At 63.1% G+C, this 18,858-nt stretch carries 25 protein-coding genes; 10 read left to right on the top strand and 15 right to left on the bottom strand.

Annotated features, from left to right (window positions below; translation table 11 throughout):
* Positions 1 to 99 precede the first annotated feature (99 nt).
* Positions 100 to 1,017, top strand: coding sequence for a LysR substrate-binding domain-containing protein (locus HU752_RS24205; protein ID WP_186681584.1), 918 nt, complete (start codon positions 100 to 102; stop codon positions 1,015 to 1,017).
* On the opposite strand, the gene HU752_RS24200 is transcribed toward HU752_RS24205, so the two are convergent.
* Both HU752_RS24200 and HU752_RS24195 read right to left on the bottom strand, forming a co-directional pair.
* Positions 1,018 to 1,512: a DUF1543 domain-containing protein gene (locus HU752_RS24200; RefSeq protein ID WP_186681418.1), complete on the bottom strand. Its 495-nt coding sequence runs from the start codon at positions 1,510 to 1,512 to the stop codon at positions 1,018 to 1,020.
* A 172-nt stretch (positions 1,513 to 1,684) separates the two neighbouring features.
* Positions 1,685 to 1,897: a hypothetical protein gene (locus tag HU752_RS24195; RefSeq protein WP_186681416.1), complete on the bottom strand. Its 213-nt coding sequence runs from the start codon at positions 1,895 to 1,897 to the stop codon at positions 1,685 to 1,687.
* Between the two features lie 376 nt (positions 1,898 to 2,273).
* Between HU752_RS24195 and HU752_RS24190 the strand changes: the two genes are divergently transcribed.
* Positions 2,274 to 2,792 carry a DUF4142 domain-containing protein gene (locus HU752_RS24190; RefSeq protein ID WP_186681414.1) on the top strand — a complete coding sequence of 173 codons (519 nt, stop codon included), beginning with the start codon at positions 2,274 to 2,276 and terminating at the stop codon, positions 2,790 to 2,792.
* Here HU752_RS24190 and HU752_RS24185 read toward each other — a convergent pair whose 3' ends face one another.
* Entirely contained in the window at positions 2,793 to 3,053 is a 261-nt protein-coding gene (locus HU752_RS24185) for a hypothetical protein (protein WP_186681412.1), read from the bottom strand. It abuts the gene before it with no gap.
* Between the two features lie 172 nt (positions 3,054 to 3,225).
* On the opposite strand from HU752_RS24185, the gene HU752_RS24180 reads away from it, so the two are divergent.
* Positions 3,226 to 3,486 carry a DUF1652 domain-containing protein gene (locus HU752_RS24180; RefSeq protein WP_186681411.1) on the top strand — a complete coding sequence of 87 codons (261 nt, stop codon included), beginning with the start codon at positions 3,226 to 3,228 and terminating at the stop codon, positions 3,484 to 3,486.
* Positions 3,487 to 3,512: 26 nt separating this feature from the next.
* Here HU752_RS24180 and HU752_RS24175 read toward each other — a convergent pair whose 3' ends face one another.
* From HU752_RS24175 to HU752_RS24165, 3 genes are all read right to left on the bottom strand, one after another.
* Positions 3,513 to 3,893 carry a termination factor Rho gene (locus tag HU752_RS24175; RefSeq protein WP_186681409.1) on the bottom strand — a complete coding sequence of 127 codons (381 nt, stop codon included), beginning with the start codon at positions 3,891 to 3,893 and terminating at the stop codon, positions 3,513 to 3,515.
* 65 nt (positions 3,894 to 3,958) lie between these two features.
* On the bottom strand, positions 3,959 to 4,294 hold the full coding sequence (locus HU752_RS24170; RefSeq protein WP_186681407.1) for a hypothetical protein: 336 nt from the start codon (positions 4,292 to 4,294) through the stop codon (positions 3,959 to 3,961).
* Between the two features lie 96 nt (positions 4,295 to 4,390).
* The gene (locus HU752_RS24165; protein ID WP_186681405.1) at positions 4,391 to 4,690 is read right to left on the bottom strand and encodes a DUF6388 family protein; all 300 of its coding nucleotides are present in this window, start codon (positions 4,688 to 4,690) and stop codon (positions 4,391 to 4,393) included.
* A gap of 260 nt (positions 4,691 to 4,950) precedes the next feature.
* Between HU752_RS24165 and HU752_RS24160 the strand changes: the two genes are divergently transcribed.
* Positions 4,951 to 5,655 (top strand): HAD-IA family hydrolase, encoded by a 705-nt coding sequence (locus HU752_RS24160; RefSeq protein WP_186681403.1) that lies wholly within the window; start codon positions 4,951 to 4,953, stop codon positions 5,653 to 5,655.
* A 28-nt stretch (positions 5,656 to 5,683) separates the two neighbouring features.
* Here HU752_RS24160 and HU752_RS24155 read toward each other — a convergent pair whose 3' ends face one another.
* On the bottom strand, positions 5,684 to 6,877 hold the full coding sequence (locus HU752_RS24155) for an MFS transporter (protein ID WP_225920066.1): 1,194 nt from the start codon (positions 6,875 to 6,877) through the stop codon (positions 5,684 to 5,686).
* Between the two features lie 105 nt (positions 6,878 to 6,982).
* On the opposite strand from HU752_RS24155, the gene HU752_RS24150 reads away from it, so the two are divergent.
* Positions 6,983 to 7,894 carry a LysR family transcriptional regulator gene (locus HU752_RS24150; protein ID WP_186681402.1) on the top strand — a complete coding sequence of 304 codons (912 nt, stop codon included), beginning with the start codon at positions 6,983 to 6,985 and terminating at the stop codon, positions 7,892 to 7,894.
* Here the strand turns inward: HU752_RS24150 and HU752_RS24145 are convergent.
* Positions 7,884 to 8,630, bottom strand: a complete 747-nt coding sequence (locus HU752_RS24145) for a 3-oxoacyl-ACP reductase family protein (RefSeq protein ID WP_186681400.1) — start codon at positions 8,628 to 8,630, stop codon at positions 7,884 to 7,886. The two genes, HU752_RS24150 and HU752_RS24145, sit on opposite strands and share 11 nt — an antisense overlap.
* 137 nt (positions 8,631 to 8,767) lie before the next feature.
* Here HU752_RS24145 and HU752_RS24140 point away from each other — a divergent pair, with 137 nt between their 5' ends.
* The gene (locus HU752_RS24140; protein ID WP_186681398.1) at positions 8,768 to 9,700 is read left to right on the top strand and encodes a LysR family transcriptional regulator; all 933 of its coding nucleotides are present in this window, start codon (positions 8,768 to 8,770) and stop codon (positions 9,698 to 9,700) included.
* Positions 9,701 to 9,722: 22 nt separating this feature from the next.
* On the opposite strand, the gene HU752_RS24135 is transcribed toward HU752_RS24140, so the two are convergent.
* Both HU752_RS24135 and HU752_RS24130 read right to left on the bottom strand, forming a co-directional pair.
* A complete protein-coding gene (locus tag HU752_RS24135) occupies positions 9,723 to 10,451 on the bottom strand; it encodes an aspartate/glutamate racemase family protein (RefSeq protein WP_186681396.1) in 729 nt (242 codons plus the stop codon).
* Between the two features lie 62 nt (positions 10,452 to 10,513).
* The gene (locus HU752_RS24130) at positions 10,514 to 12,028 is read right to left on the bottom strand and encodes an NCS1 family nucleobase:cation symporter-1 (protein WP_186681394.1); all 1,515 of its coding nucleotides are present in this window, start codon (positions 12,026 to 12,028) and stop codon (positions 10,514 to 10,516) included.
* A 471-nt stretch (positions 12,029 to 12,499) separates the two neighbouring features.
* Here HU752_RS24130 and HU752_RS24125 point away from each other — a divergent pair, with 471 nt between their 5' ends.
* Positions 12,500 to 13,528: an Ldh family oxidoreductase gene (locus HU752_RS24125; RefSeq protein ID WP_186681393.1), complete on the top strand. Its 1,029-nt coding sequence runs from the start codon at positions 12,500 to 12,502 to the stop codon at positions 13,526 to 13,528.
* Between the two features lie 31 nt (positions 13,529 to 13,559).
* Here the strand turns inward: HU752_RS24125 and HU752_RS24120 are convergent, their stop codons facing one another.
* On the bottom strand, positions 13,560 to 13,880 hold the full coding sequence (locus HU752_RS24120) for an ElaB/YgaM/YqjD family protein (RefSeq protein WP_186681391.1): 321 nt from the start codon (positions 13,878 to 13,880) through the stop codon (positions 13,560 to 13,562).
* Positions 13,881 to 14,047: 167 nt separating this feature from the next.
* Here HU752_RS24120 and HU752_RS24115 point away from each other — a divergent pair, with 167 nt between their 5' ends.
* Positions 14,048 to 14,302: a hypothetical protein gene (locus tag HU752_RS24115; protein ID WP_010447072.1), complete on the top strand. Its 255-nt coding sequence runs from the start codon at positions 14,048 to 14,050 to the stop codon at positions 14,300 to 14,302.
* 9 nt (positions 14,303 to 14,311) lie between these two features.
* On the opposite strand, the gene HU752_RS24110 is transcribed toward HU752_RS24115, so the two are convergent.
* Positions 14,312 to 14,794 carry a GreA/GreB family elongation factor gene (locus HU752_RS24110; RefSeq protein ID WP_186681580.1) on the bottom strand — a complete coding sequence of 161 codons (483 nt, stop codon included), beginning with the start codon at positions 14,792 to 14,794 and terminating at the stop codon, positions 14,312 to 14,314.
* 14 nt (positions 14,795 to 14,808) lie between these two features.
* Positions 14,809 to 15,234: a hypothetical protein gene (locus HU752_RS24105; protein ID WP_186681390.1), complete on the bottom strand. Its 426-nt coding sequence runs from the start codon at positions 15,232 to 15,234 to the stop codon at positions 14,809 to 14,811.
* Positions 15,235 to 15,359: 125 nt separating this feature from the next.
* Here HU752_RS24105 and earP point away from each other — a divergent pair, with 125 nt between their 5' ends.
* Positions 15,360 to 16,493 (top strand): elongation factor P maturation arginine rhamnosyltransferase EarP, encoded by a 1,134-nt coding sequence (gene earP / locus HU752_RS24100; protein WP_186681388.1) that lies wholly within the window; start codon positions 15,360 to 15,362, stop codon positions 16,491 to 16,493.
* 48 nt (positions 16,494 to 16,541) lie between these two features.
* A complete protein-coding gene (efp, locus tag HU752_RS24095; protein WP_186681386.1) occupies positions 16,542 to 17,111 on the top strand; it encodes an elongation factor P in 570 nt (189 codons plus the stop codon).
* A 68-nt stretch (positions 17,112 to 17,179) separates the two neighbouring features.
* On the opposite strand, the gene HU752_RS24090 is transcribed toward efp, so the two are convergent.
* Together HU752_RS24090 and HU752_RS24085 are read right to left on the bottom strand one after the other, a co-directional pair.
* Positions 17,180 to 18,199 carry an alpha/beta hydrolase gene (locus HU752_RS24090; RefSeq protein WP_186681384.1) on the bottom strand — a complete coding sequence of 340 codons (1,020 nt, stop codon included), beginning with the start codon at positions 18,197 to 18,199 and terminating at the stop codon, positions 17,180 to 17,182.
* Positions 18,200 to 18,227: 28 nt separating this feature from the next.
* Complete coding sequence (locus HU752_RS24085; protein WP_054059751.1) at positions 18,228 to 18,647, bottom strand: organic hydroperoxide resistance protein; 420 nt, start codon at positions 18,645 to 18,647, stop codon at positions 18,228 to 18,230.
* Positions 18,648 to 18,858: the final 211 nt, after the last annotated feature.

Genomic DNA, 18,858 nt, shown 5'->3' with positions numbered 1-18,858 from the left:
CCGGGGATTCGTGGAGGCCAAGCCTGAGGTGATGCAGGCGGTTTGAAAAATGGATAAATCTGTGACCAACTATGATTATTAATCATGATGGGCGTGCTGATGGCCGAACGTATCCCCCCGCTCTATGCCCTGCGTGCCTTCGAAGTGGCGGCGCGCTCCTGCTCGTTTACCCGGGCGGCCGAGGAACTGTCGCTGACCCAGAGCGCCATCAGCCGGCATATCCGCAACCTGGAGGAGCTGTTCGGTTGTCACCTGTTCGAGAGAAAGGGCCCGAAACTGCAACTGACCGACGCCGGGCAAGGCCTGGCCCAGGAACTCAAGGCTGGCTTCAAGCTGATCGAGGACGCCTGCCTGCCGTTTCGGGCCAATGCCGGCCACCTGCGGCTCAAGGCCCCGTCGAGCCTGACCATGCGCTGGCTGTTGCAGGTACTGGAGAAACTCAAGGAGACCGATCCCGGGCTGCCGATTCAGTTGTCCAGCGTGTGGATGGACATCGACAGCGTGGATTTCTACGCCGAGCCCTATGACTGCGCGATCCTGCTCGGGGATGGGCATTTCGGTGCGCAGACCGAATGCTGCAAGCTCTTCGACGAATGGTTGATTCCCATTTGTGCGAGCAAGGCGCTGGGGTCGCAAGCCTGGAGCCTCGACACCCTGCAACAGCATGAGTTGATCCATCCGTCATCGGATCGTCGGGACTGGCGGCGCTGGTTGCGCCGTGTCGATCGCGACGAGCAGGTCCGGCTCGATCGCGGCAAGGTGTTCGGGACCCTCGACCAGGGCATTGCCGCGGCGATGCGCGGTCATGGGGTGTCGATCGCCGATCTTGGGCTGGTGCTGGAAGACGTGCGGGAAGGGCTGCTGGCCCTGCCGTTCAAGAGCGCCGTCGGCACCGGGGACAGCTATTACCTGGTCTGGCTCAAGGGCAGCCTGCGCAAGGAGCGGATCCTGGCCTTCCGCGATTTCCTCGGCGGCGAGCTGCCGCAGCTGGATCTGCCGGGGGTCGAGTTTCTCTGATCAGGACAGGATGATGTAGTCGTTACGCTGCACGATGCCCCGGTGCGGCGCCTCCAGCAGTTCGACATAACGCCCGCCGACCTGGTCGATCGGCAGGCAGTCGTCGACGTCGAGCAGGGCGTCGGTGTGGTGCTTGTCCCACTCGCGCAGCATCTGTCGCTTGCCCTTGGCCTTGGCCTGTTCGCGGTCCTGGGCAACCACCAGCAGATACCGATGGGCCTCGCCATAGACGCCAGCCTCGTAGCCACCGAGGTTGATGAAGAACAGTCGTGGAGAGTCGGGGGCCGGAGCCAGGTCGCTGAAACCGACTTTCCAGCGCTCGACGCCATCGACCTGCATCCACGCATCGATATGCAGGCCGGCCGGGCTGCCGAACCAATCCTGGCGTAGTTGCCGATAGCTGTCCGCCAGGCTGTCGGCCTGTACGAAGGCCACATCATGCACTTCTATCTTGGCCCGGGGATGTTTTCCACCGAGCATCACCACCCACAACATTTGCGTTCCTTTCCAGAGAGGTCCACTCGGACGGCCAACCGATCGGGGGCGCGTCCCGATCAAAGAGTCGCATACGCATGTTACTGGGTTGATCGATGTACGTCGTGGGGTGGCCCAGAGACAGCGCTTGGGCCGACAGGTACGCCAATCGGATGACCTGGCCGGTTTGCGCTCAAGGTGTTTCCTGGTCGTCCTGGGGCCTGCGGGCATGGGCGGGAAGCGGGTGATGGAGCCAGGCCAGGCGGACTTCCTCGACACCCACCCAGTTACCGTGCTGTGGCCGGTCCCGGCAGCTCTTGAATGCCAGGCAGATGCCGTTCTGGTCCAGAAGGACGAAATGCCTGGGAGCGTTGGGAGAGGTCAGGAGGAAGCTCGGCGGTGTCATGTTCGGTGTCTGGGATTTTGCTGGATATACACCCTGTATAGGTGATTTCGCTGAGGAAGACTCATGAAGAATTGTGCAATTGTTTCAAAAAACAGCTGATGAAAATGACTCTCTGCTGCTTTGGTTGGCATGTCTGTTCGAGCGCCTTCGTGCAATGACCTGGAGCAAGCCGCGGCGAAGATGAAAATTCTTTCACTGTGAGGCTGCCACGCCACGGATATAGTCCGATCGCTCGTTCAAAAGCTTCCCTTGCCCGCCCTCCCGCGGGCTTTTTTTTGCCTGCCGTTCGTCGCGGCCGTGGCGTTTTTTCTAAACCTTTGTCGTCCAGGGCATTCCCAATTCGGTAAAGCACGGTTTTTTCCGCAGGAGGACAGCCATGAGCCGCAAGGCCCCACGACGATGCCCGATGTTTTTCAGCCTGGTGCTGGGCGCCAGCCTGGCCACCCAGGCGCTGGCGCAAACCCCGGCCGAGTTTATCGACAGCGCCTCGGCGGCCGGTATCGCCGAGATCGAGAGCAGTCGCCTGGCGATCCAGAAGACGGCTTCCACGGACATCAACAGCTATGCCGTGGAGATGATCAAGGATCACACCGACGCCAATCGTGATCTCAAGGCCATTGCCGGCAAGCACGACCTGCCGATGGCCTCCGACGCACAGATCATGGATCGGGCCAGGAAAATGATCCTGCAGGTGCAGGAAGGGGAATCGTTCGACGTGGCGTACGTGGCCAACCAGATCAAGGCCCATGAACAAGTGATCAAGCTGTTCGAGGACGAGGCCAGCCAGTCGCAGTCAGCCGAGTTGAAGGCGTTCGCCGAACAGACCCTGCCCAAGTTGCGCATGCACCTGGACATGGCCAGGAAGCTGGAGATGAGCCATCACCAGGGCGACTGATCACAGCCGCTGCAGTCGACTGGTCTTGCTGCCCTGGCGCGACAGGACCATTTCCTCGAGGATCTCCCTGGCCAGTCGGGCCAGGGATTCACGCCCGCGGTAGTCGGCCCTGACGATGCCGGTCACGGCGAAGTGGTCGGCATTCGGGCCGCTGAGGATCGCCGACAGGGTGCCGTCGGAATGCAGTGTGCATTCGACTTCATAGCTGGGCAAACGGGAGGCCAGTTCGGTCTCGATTTCCGATTTGCTCAGTGTGTCCATCGTGCATGCTCCAAGTCGTCATTGATCTATTCAAAAGAATAGAGCCGTCTGCCGTGTCTTGGAACAGGAAAATTTAGTTGAGCCATGAGCTTGAGCACTGACGTAGGGCTGCTAGGCTCACAGGCGGGCAATGAGTGCCCGTTTGCCTGTCACTTCAAAAGGATGTACCGACGTGATTTCAATTCTTGAACTGCGCAACATCATCGAGCTCGGATTCCTGCCCCTGCGTTGCCAATGCACGGTGGCGCCCGACGCGTCGCTGACGGTCAAGGTTTTCGATGAACCGACTGGTCGGGTGGACCTGCTGGTGACCGGGATCTCCAGCCAGACACTGACCAGTTCCCGGGCGATTGCCAACCTGGTAGCCGAGTTGCGGGGGGAATTGCAGGGCAACCAGATGCCCACGACACGAAGTTCGCGGGTGGCCGGCTAGGCGCCGGCCAACGCTTTCAGTCGGGGTCAGGCCGTCTTGTGCAGCGCCTCGATCAATTCCTGCTTACGCATCCTGTAGCGCCCGACGATGTGCCGGGCCCGTGCTTCCTGTAGCAGGCTGGCCTTGCTCTGCGTCTGCAGCGAGGCCTGGCTGTCGCGTGGATGACCCTGGCGGCTGGCGGCTGCACGTTTCGAAGAGTCCGAACGCGACTTGGCCTTGGCTGCTTCCGACTTGTTGCGCCCGGAGCCGCCAGGTCGCTCGCCACCGCCCGACTGCTTGTTGATGGTGGCCCAGGCACGCGCTTCGGCCTCTGCTGGCGGCAGGCCCCTTTCTTCATAGCTGGATTCGATACGAGCCGCCTGGCGTTTCTGCGCGGCGGTGTATTTGGCTTTGCTGGCTCGTGGCATCTTCTGACTCCTTGCTGTGAGGGTCGCAAGGGTGCCGGCGCAGCACGTCGGCACCGTGGAGGTTTCTAGCGGGTACCGGCTCCACCCGACTCCAGGCCCTTGGTGCCGGAGCCCGGGGTGTTGCCGTCACCGATGGGGCCGTTGCCATCGGTATTCATGCCACCCTGGCGACCGGTGTCGCTGCCCTGGTTGCGTGGGTCGATACCGTTGCTGCCGGGAGGCTGGGCGCCGTTCTTGATCACACTGCCATTGTCGGGATTGATACCGCCGGGAAGCTGTGGCGGCTTGGGTTGTTCCACCGGATTGGTCGGCCCGGTGGTCGATTCTGCGGCGAAGCTCGCCAGGGATGCCGATGACAACAGGCCGGTCAACACCAGCGTCGCAAGTCTTGAGGACATCATGGTCAGTCTCCTTGTTCGAGAGTCCTTACCTGATATTGGGCCGTGCGAGCGGGGTGTTGGTGCCGGCGAATCGACGAATGGCCGGGAAAGGAGGGCTCAGTCTTCGGAAATATCGTTGAACGAGCAGTACTCGTCCCAATCCATGCCCAGTGCCTCGGCCACTTCACGGTGCACTTCCAGGCGCATGGCCTGCAGTTCCTCCGGGCTTTCGGCGATCAGTTGCAGCGTCAGTTCCCAGGGTTCGATGCCCTGGTTCTCGGCCTCGTCGTCGAAGGCCCACTGGAATTGCTGCTGCTGTTCGGTCGGGCTCAGGCCCTGGGTCTCTTCGCGCAGGTGTGGGTTGGCGTCGAGGAACTTGGCGAGGGCGACCTCGCTGCGGGATTCTTTGGGGATCATGCTGGCGTCTCTGTGCGATGCGATGGCCACGGGCCTTGAAAAACTGCGGACATGATAGTGCGCCCTGGTGAAAATGACTGCTCAAATTTGGCGGGCGGCGTTGGCCCTGCAGCGACACCCTCCGTTGGCGATTTTTCCGCGGCTGGACATCACCGCGTCATTCAACGATGGAAACAATCAGCCAGCTCTGCGAGGCTTGTACTTTCCTGGCCGCACCTGAGCCGCCCTGAGTTCAACTTCCTGTATACGGATCGGATGCGATGACTGCTGTTGATTTTGCTTCCCCGGGCCCGATCAAGGCCGTGATTTTCGATATGGACGGACTGTTGCTTGATACCGAGGGCATCTACTCGGAGGTCACCCAGATCATCGTCGGTCGTTATGGCCGTCGCTTCGACTGGAGCCACAAGCAGAACATCATTGGCCGTGGCGCGGGCGACCTGGCGCGTTATGTGGTGGAAGCGATGGAGTTGCCGATCAGCCCCGAGGAGTTTCTCGCGGTGCGCGAACCCCTGATGCGCGAGCGCTTTCCGCAAGCCGGTTCGATGGCCGGTGCCGAGGCGTTGGTGCGGCATCTGTCGGCGCACAACATTCCCATTGCGGTAGGGACCAGTTCGTCGCGAGGCTCGTTCGAACTCAAGACCACCCTGCATCGGGAGTGGTTCGCGCTGTTCGACACCATCGTCACCGCCGACGATCCCCAGGTGGGCCAGGCCAAGCCGGCGCCGGATATCTTCCTGCTGGCGGCGAGCCGCCTGGGCGTGGCCGCCGAGGATTGCCTGGTGTTCGAGGATTCACCGTTCGGCGTGACGGCGGCGAAAGCGGCCGGCATGTATGCGGTGGCGGTGCCCGATCCGGCGATGGCGGTGGAAAAGTACCATCATGCGGACCGGGTGGTGACCTCGCTCAAGCACTTCGCCCTGGAGCCGATGGGCTTGCCGGCGATCGATTGGGCCAGGAACTGATGTAGAGCTGGAGTGATCTCTTCGCGGATCAGGCCGACACCGTCGCCCCGATCCGCCGCTGCACCAGCGTCCAGATGCCCAGTGCCAGCGCCGAAATCAGCCCGCCGGCGACGACGATCCCGTTCCAGCCGTAAGGCCCCCACAACTGTGCCCCCAGCAGTGACCCCAGTGCGCCGCCGATGAAGTAGCAGGTGATATAGCCCGCATTCAGGCGGTTGCGTGCCGCCGGGCGGACCTTGAACACCGCGTTCTGGTTGCTCACGTGCACCAGTTGCACGGCGAAGTCGAGGACCAGCACGCCGACCAGCAGCGCGGCCAGCGAATGGCCGGCGAAGCCCAATGGCAGCCAGGACAGCAGCAGCGCCAGCAGGCCGATGGTGGTGGCGAACTCACCCCTGCCGCGGTCCGCCATGCGTCCGCCGAGGTTGGCGGCCATGGCCCCGACGGCCCCGGCCAGGCCGAACAGGCCGATCACTCCATCCGAATAGCCGTAGGGCGGGTTCGCCAGCAGGAACGCCAGCGGCGTCCAGAACAGTGCGAACAGGCAGAAGCTCAGCAGGCCCAGAACCGCTCGCAGGCGCAAGACCGGTTCCTCGACGAACAGGCGGAACACCGAGCCGAGCAGCGCCGGGTAAGTCAGGCCGGCATTCTGCCGATGCTGTGGCAATGCGCGGGACAAGGCGAAGGCGCAGACGAACATCAGCCCGGCGGCGAGCAGATAGATGGCTCGCCAGTCACCGAACGATGACAGGGTGCCCGCCGCCGTGCGAGCCAGCAGGATGCCCAGCAGCAGGCCGCTCATCAGCGTGCCGACCACCCGCCCGCGTTGCTCTGGTGGGGTCAGGCTGGCCGCCATGGGGACCAGCACCTGGGCCACCACCGAGAACAGTCCGGTCAGCGCCGTGCCCAACAGCAGCCAGGGCAGGCCCGGGGCGAAGGCACTGATCAGCAGGCCGACGGCGCTGATCAGGGTCATGACGACGATGAGCCGGCGCTGCTCGAACAGGTCGCCGAGCGGTACCAGCAACAACAGGCCGGCGCCATAGCTCAGCTGCGCAGTGATGACGATGGTCCCGGCGGTGGCCATGCTCAGGCCCAGCTGTTGGGCGATGGTGTGCAGCAGCGGCTGTGCGTAATAGTTGCTGGCCACGGCCAGGCCGGTGGCGGTCGCCATCAGCAGGATCAGGGCAGTACTCAAGGGTTTGTTCATTGTGTCGGACATTGCCTGTCTCGTTATGGGATCTAGGTGTGCGAAGTATTCGGAATGTCTTAGCATGACGCCAATGCATTGTTTTCATTTCATCCATCTGTAAACGAGATGCAACCGATGAACCTGAAACAGATCGAGTACGCCCTGGCGGTGGCGGACGAAGGCAGCTTCACCCGGGCGGCGGAGCGTTGTCATATCGTCCAGTCGGCGCTCAGCCACCAGATTGCCCGGCTGGAGGAGCATCTCGGGACAGCGTTGTTCGAGCGCAGCTCGCGCAAGGTTCGGCTGACCGCTGCCGGCGAGGCCTTCGTGCGCAGTGCCCGGCCAGCCCTGGAGGCGACCCGGCGGATCGTCGCCGAGGTGGCGGCGGTCTCGGGAGAAGTGCGTGGCAGCCTGTCGATCGGCAAGATCTCGTCGTTGACCGAGATCGACCTGGTGGAGCTGCTGGCGCGGTTCCATGGACTTTATCCACAGGTGGACATCCACCTGAACATGAGCAAGAGCGAGCTGCTCATGGCGGATGTCCGTGAACGCCGGCTGGACCTGGCCTTCGTCGGTCTCTGGCCGGGAGAGAAGATCGAGGGACTGGCGATGCGTCTGTTGGCAGAGGAGGAACTGGTGGCAGTGGTGCCGCCCGATCATCCGCTGGCCAGCTACGAGCGCCTGCCGTTGGCGAAGTTGGAGGACCAGCCGCTGGTGGACTTCCAGGCTGGCACTGCCGGGCGCCGGCAGACCGACGAGGCCTTTGCCGCAGCCGGGTTGCGCCACCGGGTGCAGTTCGAGGCGGGGAACGTGATGCTGGTAGGCGAGTTCGTGCGGCGAGGGCTGGCGGTGGGGTTGGTGCCGAGCAAGATTGCCGAGGGTTTCAGTGGCGTGGTGACGGTGCCGGTGTACGACGCGCCGTCACGGCACCTGTATGCGGTCTGGTCCCATCGACCGACGCCGGCCGCCGCGGCCTTCCTGGTCTTGCTTGAGCAGGCGTTGGGTCGCCGGGAAAGTCCCGGCGACCCCCTGCTCGTCAGGCGCTGAAACCACCATCGATGGTCAGGCTGGCGCCGGTGATGTAGCCCGCCTCCGGCCCTGCGAGGTAGGCGACGAAGCTGGCGATTTCATCGACGTGACCATAACGACCGCTGGCCATCAGCGACAACAGGCTATCGGCGAACTCGCTGTTTGCCGGGTTCATGTCGGTGTCGACCGGTCCGGGTTGCACGTTGTTGACGGTGATGCCCCGTGGCCCGAGATCGCGCGCCAGGCCCTTGGTCAGCCCGACCAGGGCCGACTTGCTCATCGCATAGGTGGCCCCCCCGGCAAACGGCATGCGCTCGGCGTTGGTGCTGCCGATGTTGATGATCCGACCACCATCGCCCATGTGCCGTGCGGCTTCCTGGGTGGCGATGAACACGCTGCGGACGTTGATTGCCAGGGTCCGGTCGAAGTCTTCCAGGCTGAAGGTTTCCAGTGGTCCCATGGCCAATACGCCGGCATTGTTGACCAGGATATCCAGCCGGCCGAAGGCTTTCACGGTGTCGCTGACCGCCTGGCGGATCTCGTCGGCACTGGCGCTGTCGGCCTTGATCGCCAGGGCCTTGCCGCCATCGGCGATGACGCTGTCGCGCAACGCCTCGGCCTTGCTGGCGGAACTCACGTAGGTGAAGGCCACTGCGGCGCCGTGTGCGGCCAGGCGCTTGACGATGGCTGCGCCAATGCCACGGGAACCGCCCTGGACCAGGGCCACTTTACCGCTCAGATCATGTTCGTTCATTTCATTCTCCAAAGTTCAAGGCCGTTAGGGGAAGGGAGGGGGCCTTGCTGTTGGGAGCCAGTATCGACCGTGAATTGATGACCGTGTAGACGGTAATTGCTACAGTCTGTGTAAACCAAAAGTTTATAGTGGTGATCATGGAGAGCCTCGGCAGTATCGAATGTTTTGTCCGTAGTGCCGAGGTCGGCAGCTTTGCCGAGGCGGCGCGACGTCTGGGCCTGACGCCGGCGGCAGTGGGCAAGAGCGTTGCCAAGCTCGAAGCCCGACTGGGCGTGCGGCTGTTCCAGCGTAGCACCCGGCGCTTGACCTTGACCGAGGCCGGGCAGTTGTTCCTGGCCGAAGTCGGTACCAGCCTGCACAGCATCCAGAATGCCGTGGCCAACCTCGCCAGTGCCAAGGGGCGCCCGGCGGGAACGCTCAAGGTCAGCATGGGGACGGTGTTCGGACGCCTGTACATCGTGCCGCTGCTCAGGGAGTTCCTGCGGCGCTTCCCGGAGATCCGTCCGGACTGGCATTTCGATAACCGCCAGGTGGACCTGATCGGCCAGGGCTTCGATGCGGCGATTGGTGGCGGTTTCGAGCTGCCTCTGGGAGTGGTGGCGCGCAAGCTGACGGTGGCCCATCGGGTGCTGGTGGCTTCCCCGGATCACCTGGAGGGGCAGGCGCCTGTACGGGTGCCGGATGATCTGCGGCGTTGCACTGGCATCCTGATCCGTTCACCGCAGACCGGTCGTGTGCGTTCCTGGCAGTTGACGGGGCCTGAAGGCGAGCAGCAGCCGCTGAGCCTGCCGGCGTGCATGACCATGAGTGATTCGGAGGCGGCCTGCGCGGTGGCGGCCCAGGGCCTGGGAGTGGCCCTGGTGAGCATGCCGTTCGCCGTGCCCTGGCTGCAGGCGGGGACCTTGCAGCGGGTGCTGCCGGAATGGCATGTGGATGATGGCCATATCTCGATCTACTACGCCGAGCACAAGCTGCTGCCGGGCAAGACCCGAGCTTTCGTCGACTTCATCATCGAGTGTTTTGCCGAGCAGCAACTGGCCCGGCGGTTCGATGCTCGCCCGTCCTCCTGAGTACACCCGCCGTTGCGGGAACTCAGCGGCGCAGATGTCCCGGCCAGCCGATGATCTGCTTCGGCCGTGGCTTGGCGTAGGTGCGCACCTTGGAGGTCGACAGTCCCAGGCGCACCAGCGATTCGGCAATGGTCACGGCAGCGGTCACGCCGTCGACCACGGGAACCCCGGTGCGCTGGCGGATCTGTTCGTCGAGGCCGGCCATGCCGCCGCAGCCCAGGCAGATCACCTCGGCCTTGTCGTCCCGCACGGCCCGTTCGGCCTGCTGGACGATGGCATCCACCGCCCGTTGCGGATCCTCCTCGAGTTCCAGCACGGCCAGGCCGCTGGCGCGTACCGAGGCACAGCGCTGGTAGAGCCCGGCCAGTTTCAGCCGGTCCTCGATCAGCGGCACGGTGCGGTCGAGGGTGGTGACCACCGAATAGGCATGACCGAGGAACATCGCAGTGCTGGCACCGGCTTCGGTGATGTCCACCACCGGTACGTCGAGCAGTTCCTGCAGTCCTTCGCGGCCGTGCTCGCCGTAGCCGGCCTGGATCACCGCGTCATAGGGCTGGTCATAGGCCAGGACCCGATCCATCACGGCGATGGCGGCCAGGTAGCTTTCGAAGTTGCCCTCCACCGAGTCGGCACCGAAATACGGCGTCAGGCCGACGATTTCGGTACCCGGCGAAGCGACGGCCTGGGCCTGGCGGGCGATCGCCTCGGTGATGGAGGCGGTGGTGTTGACGTTGACGATCAGAATCCGCATGGGGCAATCCTTGTTCGGCAGGTTGGCCGGCCCGCGTCAGGCGGGCCGGCAGATTTCAGTATTCAGTGACTGGGGTTGTCGACGGCGATCGCGGCGCCGCTGACGTCGGTGTAATGGGCTTCGCGCTTGGCGATGAGCAGGTAGAGCAGGCCGGCGATGCCGGCGCCGAACATCCAGGAGAACGGCGAGACACTGGCGAAGCCCGGTACCAGGGCCAGCACGATGGCGATCAGCGCGGCCGGAATGAACGCCGCCACCGCCCGCAGGTTGATGCCGCCGTGGTAGTAGTAGGGACCGTTCGGGTCTTCGCTGTAGAGCGCGGGGACATCGATGCGGCCTTTGCGCAGCAACCAGTAGTCGACCATGATCACGCCGTACAGCGGGCCCAGCAGGGCGCCCAGCCCGGAGAGGAAATAGACGATCACCAGCGGGCTGTTGTAGAGGTTCCACGGCAGGATCAGCACGGCGATCGCGGCGCTGATCAGTCCGGCGCGACGGAAGGTCAGCAGGCGCGGTGCCAGGTTGCTGAGAACGAAGGCCGGGGCGACGAAGTTGGCCATGATGTTCACCGCCACGGTGACGATCAGGAATGCCAGGCAGCCAAGCACCAGGAAGAAGGTGTTGGGGATCGAGGCGATGATGTCGGTCGGGCTCTGGATCACCTGGCCGTTGATCTGGAACTGGGCGCCACAGAGCAGCACGGTGATGCTGGCGAACATCAGGATGTTCACCGGTAGGCCCCAGAAATTGCCGACCAGGATGGTCCGTCGACTGGGCGAGGAACGGGCGAAATCGCAGAAGTTGAGAATCAGCGTGCCGTAGATCGACAGCCACAGGGCCGCGCCGGCAAAGATGTTGCGCCACATCTCGCCACCGGTCAGCGGTTCGCGGATCGACCAGGCGATAGTGGCGCCGGCCTGGGTGTACATCCACGCGGCCAGGGCCGCCACGGTGAACAGGATCACCGGTCCGGCGAAGCCTTCGTAGCGGCGGACCGTCTCCATGCCGTAGGCGAGGATCACCAGTTGCACGAACCAGATGATCACGAAGCACACCCAGCCGAGTGTCGACAGGCCGAGAATCGAGTTGTGGTCATAGTCGGCGAAGCCGGGGTGGATGGCGGTCAGCAGCACCCGGAAGACCACGGAGGCCAGGTAGGTCTGGATGCCGAACCAGGCAATCGCGATCACGGCGCGGATCAGCGCCGGCAACTGTGCGCCATGGATGCCGAAGCTGATGCGGCTGATCACCGGGAAGGGGACGCCGGTCTTCTGGCCCATGAAGCCTGACAGATTCATGAAGAAGTACACCAGTGCCGCACCTATGCCCAGCGACAGCAGGATCTGCCAGCCGCCCAGCCCCATTCCGTAGAGGCCGATGGCAAAGGAGTAGTTGGCGATGTTGTGCACATCATTGGTCCACAGGGCGAAGATGCTGTAGCCACCCCAGCGCCGACCTTCGACCTTGGTCGGCGCCAGGTCCGGGTTGTGCAGGCGCGGGCTGAGGGCGACGCTGTTCGGGTCGAGCGGTGAGACGGGAAGATCCAGTGCGGCGTGTGACGAGAGACTGGTAGGCATTCCGGCTGGCTCCTGGCTCCGGGCTGAGGCTCCGCGGGGTGGCGAGGCGATGCTCGGTGAGCTTTTTGTATGTAGGTTTTTATGAAGTTGTATACAAGTTCACTGTCGAGCTAAGCCAGTTCTGTGCCAGTTTTCGATCTATAAAATGCCCTGTTAATTTCGTTTTTTTATCTTTGTTAACTAAATATATGAAATGAAAGAAATATAAGTTGACCGTTCGAACAGCTATTTCGTCGTGGATGAACGACTTGGCCGAAATACCGCTGTCGTCGTCAGTGAGTGTTCTGTCACTTTATGGTGCGTGGCGGTCAAGTGTGCACACTGATGTGACACTTATGGTTACAGTCGTGTGTACACTTGTTTTTCGGCGATTTGACAGCTTCCCGCAGGCCGTTCGATAGTGCCGACGCCTGCCCCTGCTACCGCTTTCTCTCGTTCTTCCAATAAAACCAATCGGAATCGGAGTCTCGGATGTCTGCACCTCGCGATACGGCTACTCAATACATTTCCCATGCTGATCTGGTTGTGCTCCTGCAGCAGGTTTTCCAGCGCCACGGCACTTCGCCAGAGGTGGCGCAGGTACTGGCCGAGAATTGCGCCGGTGCCGAGCGTGATGGTGCCCACAGCCATGGCGTGTTTCGCATACCGGGCTATGTCTCGACCCTGGCCAGTGGCTGGGTCGATGGCCGTGCGGTGCCGGTGGTCGAGGATGTCGCCCCGGGTTTCGTGCGGGTCGATGCCGCCAATGGTTTCGCCCAGCCGGCCCTGGCTGCGGCCCGTGAGCTATTGCTGGAGAAAGTCCGCAGTGCCGGGATCGCGGTGCTGGCCATTCGCAACTCCCATCATTTCGCGGCGCTGTGGCCGGATGTCGAGCCTTTTGCCTATGAAGGGCTGGTGGCGCTGAGCGTGGTCAACTCGATGACCTGCGTGGTGCCCCATGGCGCTGAACGGCCGTTGTTCGGCACCAACCCGATTGCCTTCGCTGCGCCACGGGCCGGGGCCGACCCGATCGTGTTCGACCTCGCCACCAGCGCCATGGCCCATGGCGACGTGCAGATCGCCGCGCGCAAGGGCGAGCATTTGCCAGCGGGGGGTGGCGTGGATCGCGAGGGACGGCCGACCTGCGACCCGAAGGCCATCCTGGACGGCGGGGCGCTACTGCCGTTCGGCGGCCACAAGGGTTCGGCACTGTCGATGATGGTCGAGCTGCTGGCGGCTGCACTGACCGGTGGCAACTTTTCCTTCGAGTTCGATTGGTCGCAGCATCCGGGCGCCAAGACGCCCTGGACCGGGCAACTGATCATCGTCATCGATCCGGCCCGCTCGGCCGGACGGGACTTCGCCGAGCGTAGCCAGAGCCTGGTCACTCAGATGCAGGGCGTTGGCCTGCAACGACTACCGGGTGACCGCCGGCATCGGCAGCGTGCCGATTCGTTGGTCAACGGCATACCACTGTCGAGCGATGAGCTGAGGCAGTTGCGCGAGCTGGCCGGTCACTAGGCCAGCTCGGCAGCGGGGAGGAGGGTGGCGGTCAGGAGCGGCGGCCCAGCAGCAGACCAACCACCAGGCCGAAACCGGCGGAGATCGCCACGGTCTGCCAGGGGTGTCCGCCGATGTAGGTTTCAGTCGCCTCGACCACCGGCCGGGTGCTGTCGCGCACGTGCGTGACCGAATCCAGGGCCTGCTTGAGTTTCTGGCTGACCTGGGCGCGCAGGCTCTCGCCTTCCTCGCCGACCAGCGTGGCGCTGTCCTTGAGCAGTTTTTCCGATTCCTGGATCAGGGCCTGCAACTCGCTGAAGGCCTGGTCCTTGATCTGGTCTTCGGCGGCTTGTACGGCGGACTTACGTGCCATGGCGTTATTCCTTTGCAAGTGAATGAGGCTCTGAATCATGGGAGTCGAGCCGAGTGGGGAAAGTTGCAATTTTTTCCCGCCACCCATGGGGCGACCGAAAATCCACGGTCGGATGTTGCCTAGCGACAGTGTAAGATACAGCTCTATTTGCACCGCAGGATTTTCCAATGAGCTTCAATCTGGCTAACAAGTCCCTGGCCGAGCGGGCCGCCATCGAGGATGAGAAGTCGCGCCTGTTCGAGCTCTGGCAGAGCAACCTGGGCAAGGCCAAGGGCGAGGCCGCGCGCTTGTTCGGCGAGCGAGCCAAGCGCAAGGGCAAGTGGGCGGAATGGGTCCGTGCCGAACTCGATACCCTGTCGCCGCCGGAATACACCAGCATGGTGCGCAGTGAGGTCAATCGGTTGATGGCCGCGGCCAAGTAAGGCCCGGGCTCAACTGACGCAGGTTACCCAGTAGTTTTGCCGGACGCCGGCCACGGCGATCTGCACCTCGTCACCGTCGACCTTGCCCAGCAGCGCCTGGCCCAGGGGTGAGCGCGGGCTGATCACGGTGACCGGTCGCCCCTCCCAATCCACTTTCAGGCCGGCCGCGTCCGGAGCCAGGAACAGCCACTGTTCGCTGCCGTTGCCGGCTTCTAGGGTCAGCAGGGCGCCGAGCTGGATGCCGAGCTGTTCGTCATAGGGTCGCAGGGGCAGTTCCCGACAGCGCTTGAGGGCCTGGCGGATTTCCTCGGTGCGCCGCGCCTGCCCGGTCGCCAGGTAGGACGCTTCCAGGCCGAGGGTGTCGTACTTGTTCTCGGCGACGTTCTCTTCGTGCGTCGCCGCTTCGTAGGCGGTTTGCGCCGCTCGCTGCAGGACGTCGAGATCGGCCGCCAGGGTGTCGATGATCCGCTGGTGGATCGCCTGCTTGTCCACGCTATCCAGCCCGTTCAATTGCAGAACTGCAGGACGTTGGCCCGGCTCTTGTCGCTGGGAGCGGTCTGGTCCTGCTGAAGCCAGAACTGGCACTTGGGGTTGGACAGGTTGCGGTAGCTGTTGCGGGCCTGCTCCAGGCGCTGCTGTTCCTCGTTCTTGCGCAGGTTTTCCTTGTACTGCTCGAACATCTGCGTCGAGTCGCCCGGCGCCTGCGGCGCGGCAGGGGCGGCCGGTGTGGTGGCCGCCTTGGGTTGGCTCAACTGCCGGGCGGCATCGGCCAGGGGCGCCAGCGGCTGGGCCACGAACACCCGTGCCAGCAGCCAGGCAGTGAGGGCCAGTGCCACGAAGCCGAGCCAGATGCCCAGGGCGATGCAGCCGGTCAGTTGCAATGGGTTGAGCGTGACATACAGGCGACGTGGCGGTTGTGGGCGATAAGGCATGGCGGCCTCCTGGCGGTTGGGTCGGTGCAGGATGCAATTGTCCCATGAAGATTAATCGACGTGGGCCCTTCTGCGCAGATGGATTTGCGCGGACAATCGATGCCTTTGCCAATCGGAGCCCTTGCATGCCGGCCAACTGGGATATTTTCTGCACCGTCGTCGATAACTACGGCGATATCGGCGTGACCTGGCGTCTCGCCCGGCAGCTGGTGGCGGAGCATGGGTTGACGGTGCGCCTGTGGGTCGACGATCTGCGCTCGTTCGAGCGGCTGTGCCCGGAACTCGCTATCGATTGCACGCAGCAGGTCCAACAGGGCGTCGAAGTGCGCCACTGGTCGGGCGACTGGCAGCCGGTGGACGCCGCGGATGTGGTGATCGCGGCGTTTGCCTGCCAACTGCCGGCGCCATACCTGGAGGCGATGGCCGAGCGCGAGCGCGTCCCGTTGTGGCTCAACCTGGACTACCTGAGTGCCGAAGACTGGATTGTCGGCTGTCACCGCCTGCCGTCGCTCAAGTACAAGCAGGTACAGAAGTTCTTCTTTTTTCCGGGGTTTGTCCCCGGTACCGGGGGCCTGCTGCGCGAAGCCGGCCTGCTGGAGCAGCGTCGGGCCTTTCAGGCCGATCGGCTGGCACGGCGGGACTTCCTGCGCGGCCTGGGGGTCGAGCCGACGGACGGTGAGCGGCTGATTTCGCTGTTCGCCTACGAGAACCCGGCCGTGGCGGGTTGGCTCGATGCCCTGGCGGCCGATACCCGGCCGACCCGGCTGCTGGTGCCCGAGGGCCGGGTGTTGGCGGATGTGCGCGACTGGCTGGGGGTGGCGGCCCTGGAAGTCGGCGACAGCCAGGTGCGCGGGGCGCTGGCGGTGCAGGTGCTGCCGTTCGTCCCCCAGCAGGACTACGACCGTCTGCTGTGGAGCTGCGACTTCAACGCCATCCGTGGCGAAGACTCGTTCATCCGTGCGCAATGGGCCGGCCGGCCGCTGCTCTGGCATATCTATCGGCAGGAAGAGGACGTCCATCTGGACAAGCTGGAGGCGTTTCTCGTGCTCTACACCCGGGGGCTCTCGGCGCCCGCACGGGAGGCGTTCAACGGTTGGTGGCGGGCCTGGAACACCGCGGGCGACATGGGGCAGGCCTGGTCCGCGCTGTTGCGCCATGAGTCGGAACTGAACGAGCATGCCGAGCGCTGGTGCCGGGAACTGGGCTCACAGGTCGATCTGTCGACAGCGCTGGTACAGTTTCAGCAAAGTTCGATATGATATGCGGCCTAGATTTTTGTACATCCCATCCAAATTCGGATATTCGCAATGAAAACTGGTAAAGAACTGAAACCCGGTACCGTGCTGCGTATCGACAACGATCCTTGGCTGGTCCAGAAAACCGAGTTCACCAAGTCTGGTCGTAACAGCGCGATCATGAAGACCAAGCTGAAGAACCTGCTGACCGGTTACAAGACCGAAACCGTCTACGGTGCGGACGACAAGCTGGACGACGTGATCCTGGATCGCAAGGAAGCCACCCTGTCCTTCATCAGCGGTGACTCCTACACGTTCATGGATACCACTGACTACACCATGTACGAGCTGAACGCCGAGGACATCGAGTCCGTTCTGCCGTTCGTCGAAGAAGGCATGGAAGACGTCTGCGAAGCCGTTTTCTTCGAAGGCCGCCTGGTCTCCGTAGAACTGCCGACCACCATCAGCCGTCAGGTTGTCTACACCGAGAACGCTGCTCGTGGCGACACTTCCGGCAAGGTCATGAAGCCTGCCAAGCTGAAGAACGGTACTGAAGTTCAGGTTGCCGACTTCATCGAAATCGACGAGTGGATCGATATCGATACCCGTGACAACTCCTTCAAGGGTCGCAGCAAGAAGTAATTGCTCGATGTCACATGAAAAAACCCGGAATTATCCGGGTTTTTTTATGCCTCCTTGCAGGACCTGGATTACTTCAGGTGCTGCTTCAGCTCTTCGGACGCCTGCAACAGGGCCGAGCGGACTTCCGGCACCTGGCTGACCACGTTGAGCAGGCCGAAGTCGTGGATCATGCCGTTGTAGCGTACGCTGGTCACCGGTACGCCGGCTTCATCCAGCTTGCGGCCGTAGGCCTCACCTTCGTCGCGCAACACATCGGCCCCGGCGGTCTGGATCAGTGCCGGCGGCAGGCCCTTGAGCTGTGCCGTCGTGGCCCGCAGCGGCGAGGCGTAGATCTCGTTGCGCTGCGCGGCATCGGTGGTGTAGTTGTCCCAGAACCACTTCATCATGTTCTTGCTGAGGAAGTGCCCCTCGGCGTACTGGTTGTACGACGCCGTTTCGAAGTTGGCGTCGGTCACCGGCCACAGCAGCAGTTGGAACTTGAGCGCCGGGGTGCCCTTGTCCTTGGCCATCAGGCTGACCACGGCCGCCATGTTGCCGCCGACGCTGTTGCCGGCCACGGCCAGGCGCTTGCCGTCGACGCCGATTTCCTTGCCATGCTCGGCGACCCATTTCGTCGCGGCATAGGCCTGGTTGATCGCCGTCGGGTAGTGGGCTTCGGGGGACGGCGTGTAGTTGACGAACACTGCCGCCGCACCGGAGCCGACCACCAGGTCGCGTACCAACCGCTCGTGGGTGGGGAAGTCCCCCAGCACCCAACCGCCACCGTGGAAGTACATGAACACGGGCAAGGTGCCCTTGACCCCGGCTGGCCGGACGATGGTCAGTTGTAGCGGCTGGCCGTCGACCTGGATGGTCTTCTGGCTGATGTCGGTGCGTGGCAGGGTCAGTTTCACGCCTGACTGCGCGCCGGACAGCACGGCACGTGCCTCGGTTGGCGTCATCTGCTCCATCGGCTTGCCGGTACCGGCATTCAGTGCATCGAGAAACGCCTGGGTGTTGTGCTCGATGCCGGCATTGTCGGCGGCGAATGCACCCTGGACGGACAGCGCGAGCAGAGTACCGGTCAGGACCTTGCTGAAAGTGTTCATGTACGGCTCCTTGGTTTCTACGGCTCGGTTAGACGGTGACGTGCAGGCGAACGTCGACGTTGCCGCGGGTCGCGTTGGAGTACGGGCAGACCTGGTGGGCTGCATCGACCAGGCTCTGTGCGTCAGCCTGTTCCAGGCCCGGCAGGCTGATGTGCAGGTCGATGTCCAGGCCGAAACCGCCAGGGATCTGACCGATGCCGACATGGGCGGTGATCGAGGCGTCAGCAGGGATCTGCCGCTTGCTCTGGCTGGCGACGAATTTCAGGGCACCGATGAAGCAGGCCGAGTAGCCGGCAGCGAACAGTTGCTCAGGGTTGGTGGCTGCACCACCGGCACCGCCAAGTTCCTTGGGCGTTGCGAGTTTCACGTCGAGGATGTTGTCGCTGGAGATCGCGCGGCCATCACGGCCACCGGTAGCGGTTGCAACTGCGGTATAGAGAGCTTTCATGGTTGACCTCGTCATTTCAGATGTGTGATTTGCGCTAAATGTTTGCGCGCTAACTGAGTACGGTTTAAATGTACTGCGCAAATATTTTGCGCGCAAGATAAATTTTCAAAAAAATCACTCGCCGATTTTTTCGCTTGTGCGAAAGCGGGTGTATTGCGGGTGGGATTGTCGCGGGAATAGGGGCTTGCGGCTTGTATGCGGGTGCTGTGTT

It is taken from the genome of Pseudomonas vanderleydeniana (assembly GCF_014268755.2).
Lineage (GTDB): Bacteria > Pseudomonadota > Gammaproteobacteria > Pseudomonadales > Pseudomonadaceae > Aquipseudomonas > Aquipseudomonas vanderleydeniana.
Note: the sequence above shows the minus strand (reverse complement) of the source record. Positions and strands in the feature narration are given on the sequence as shown.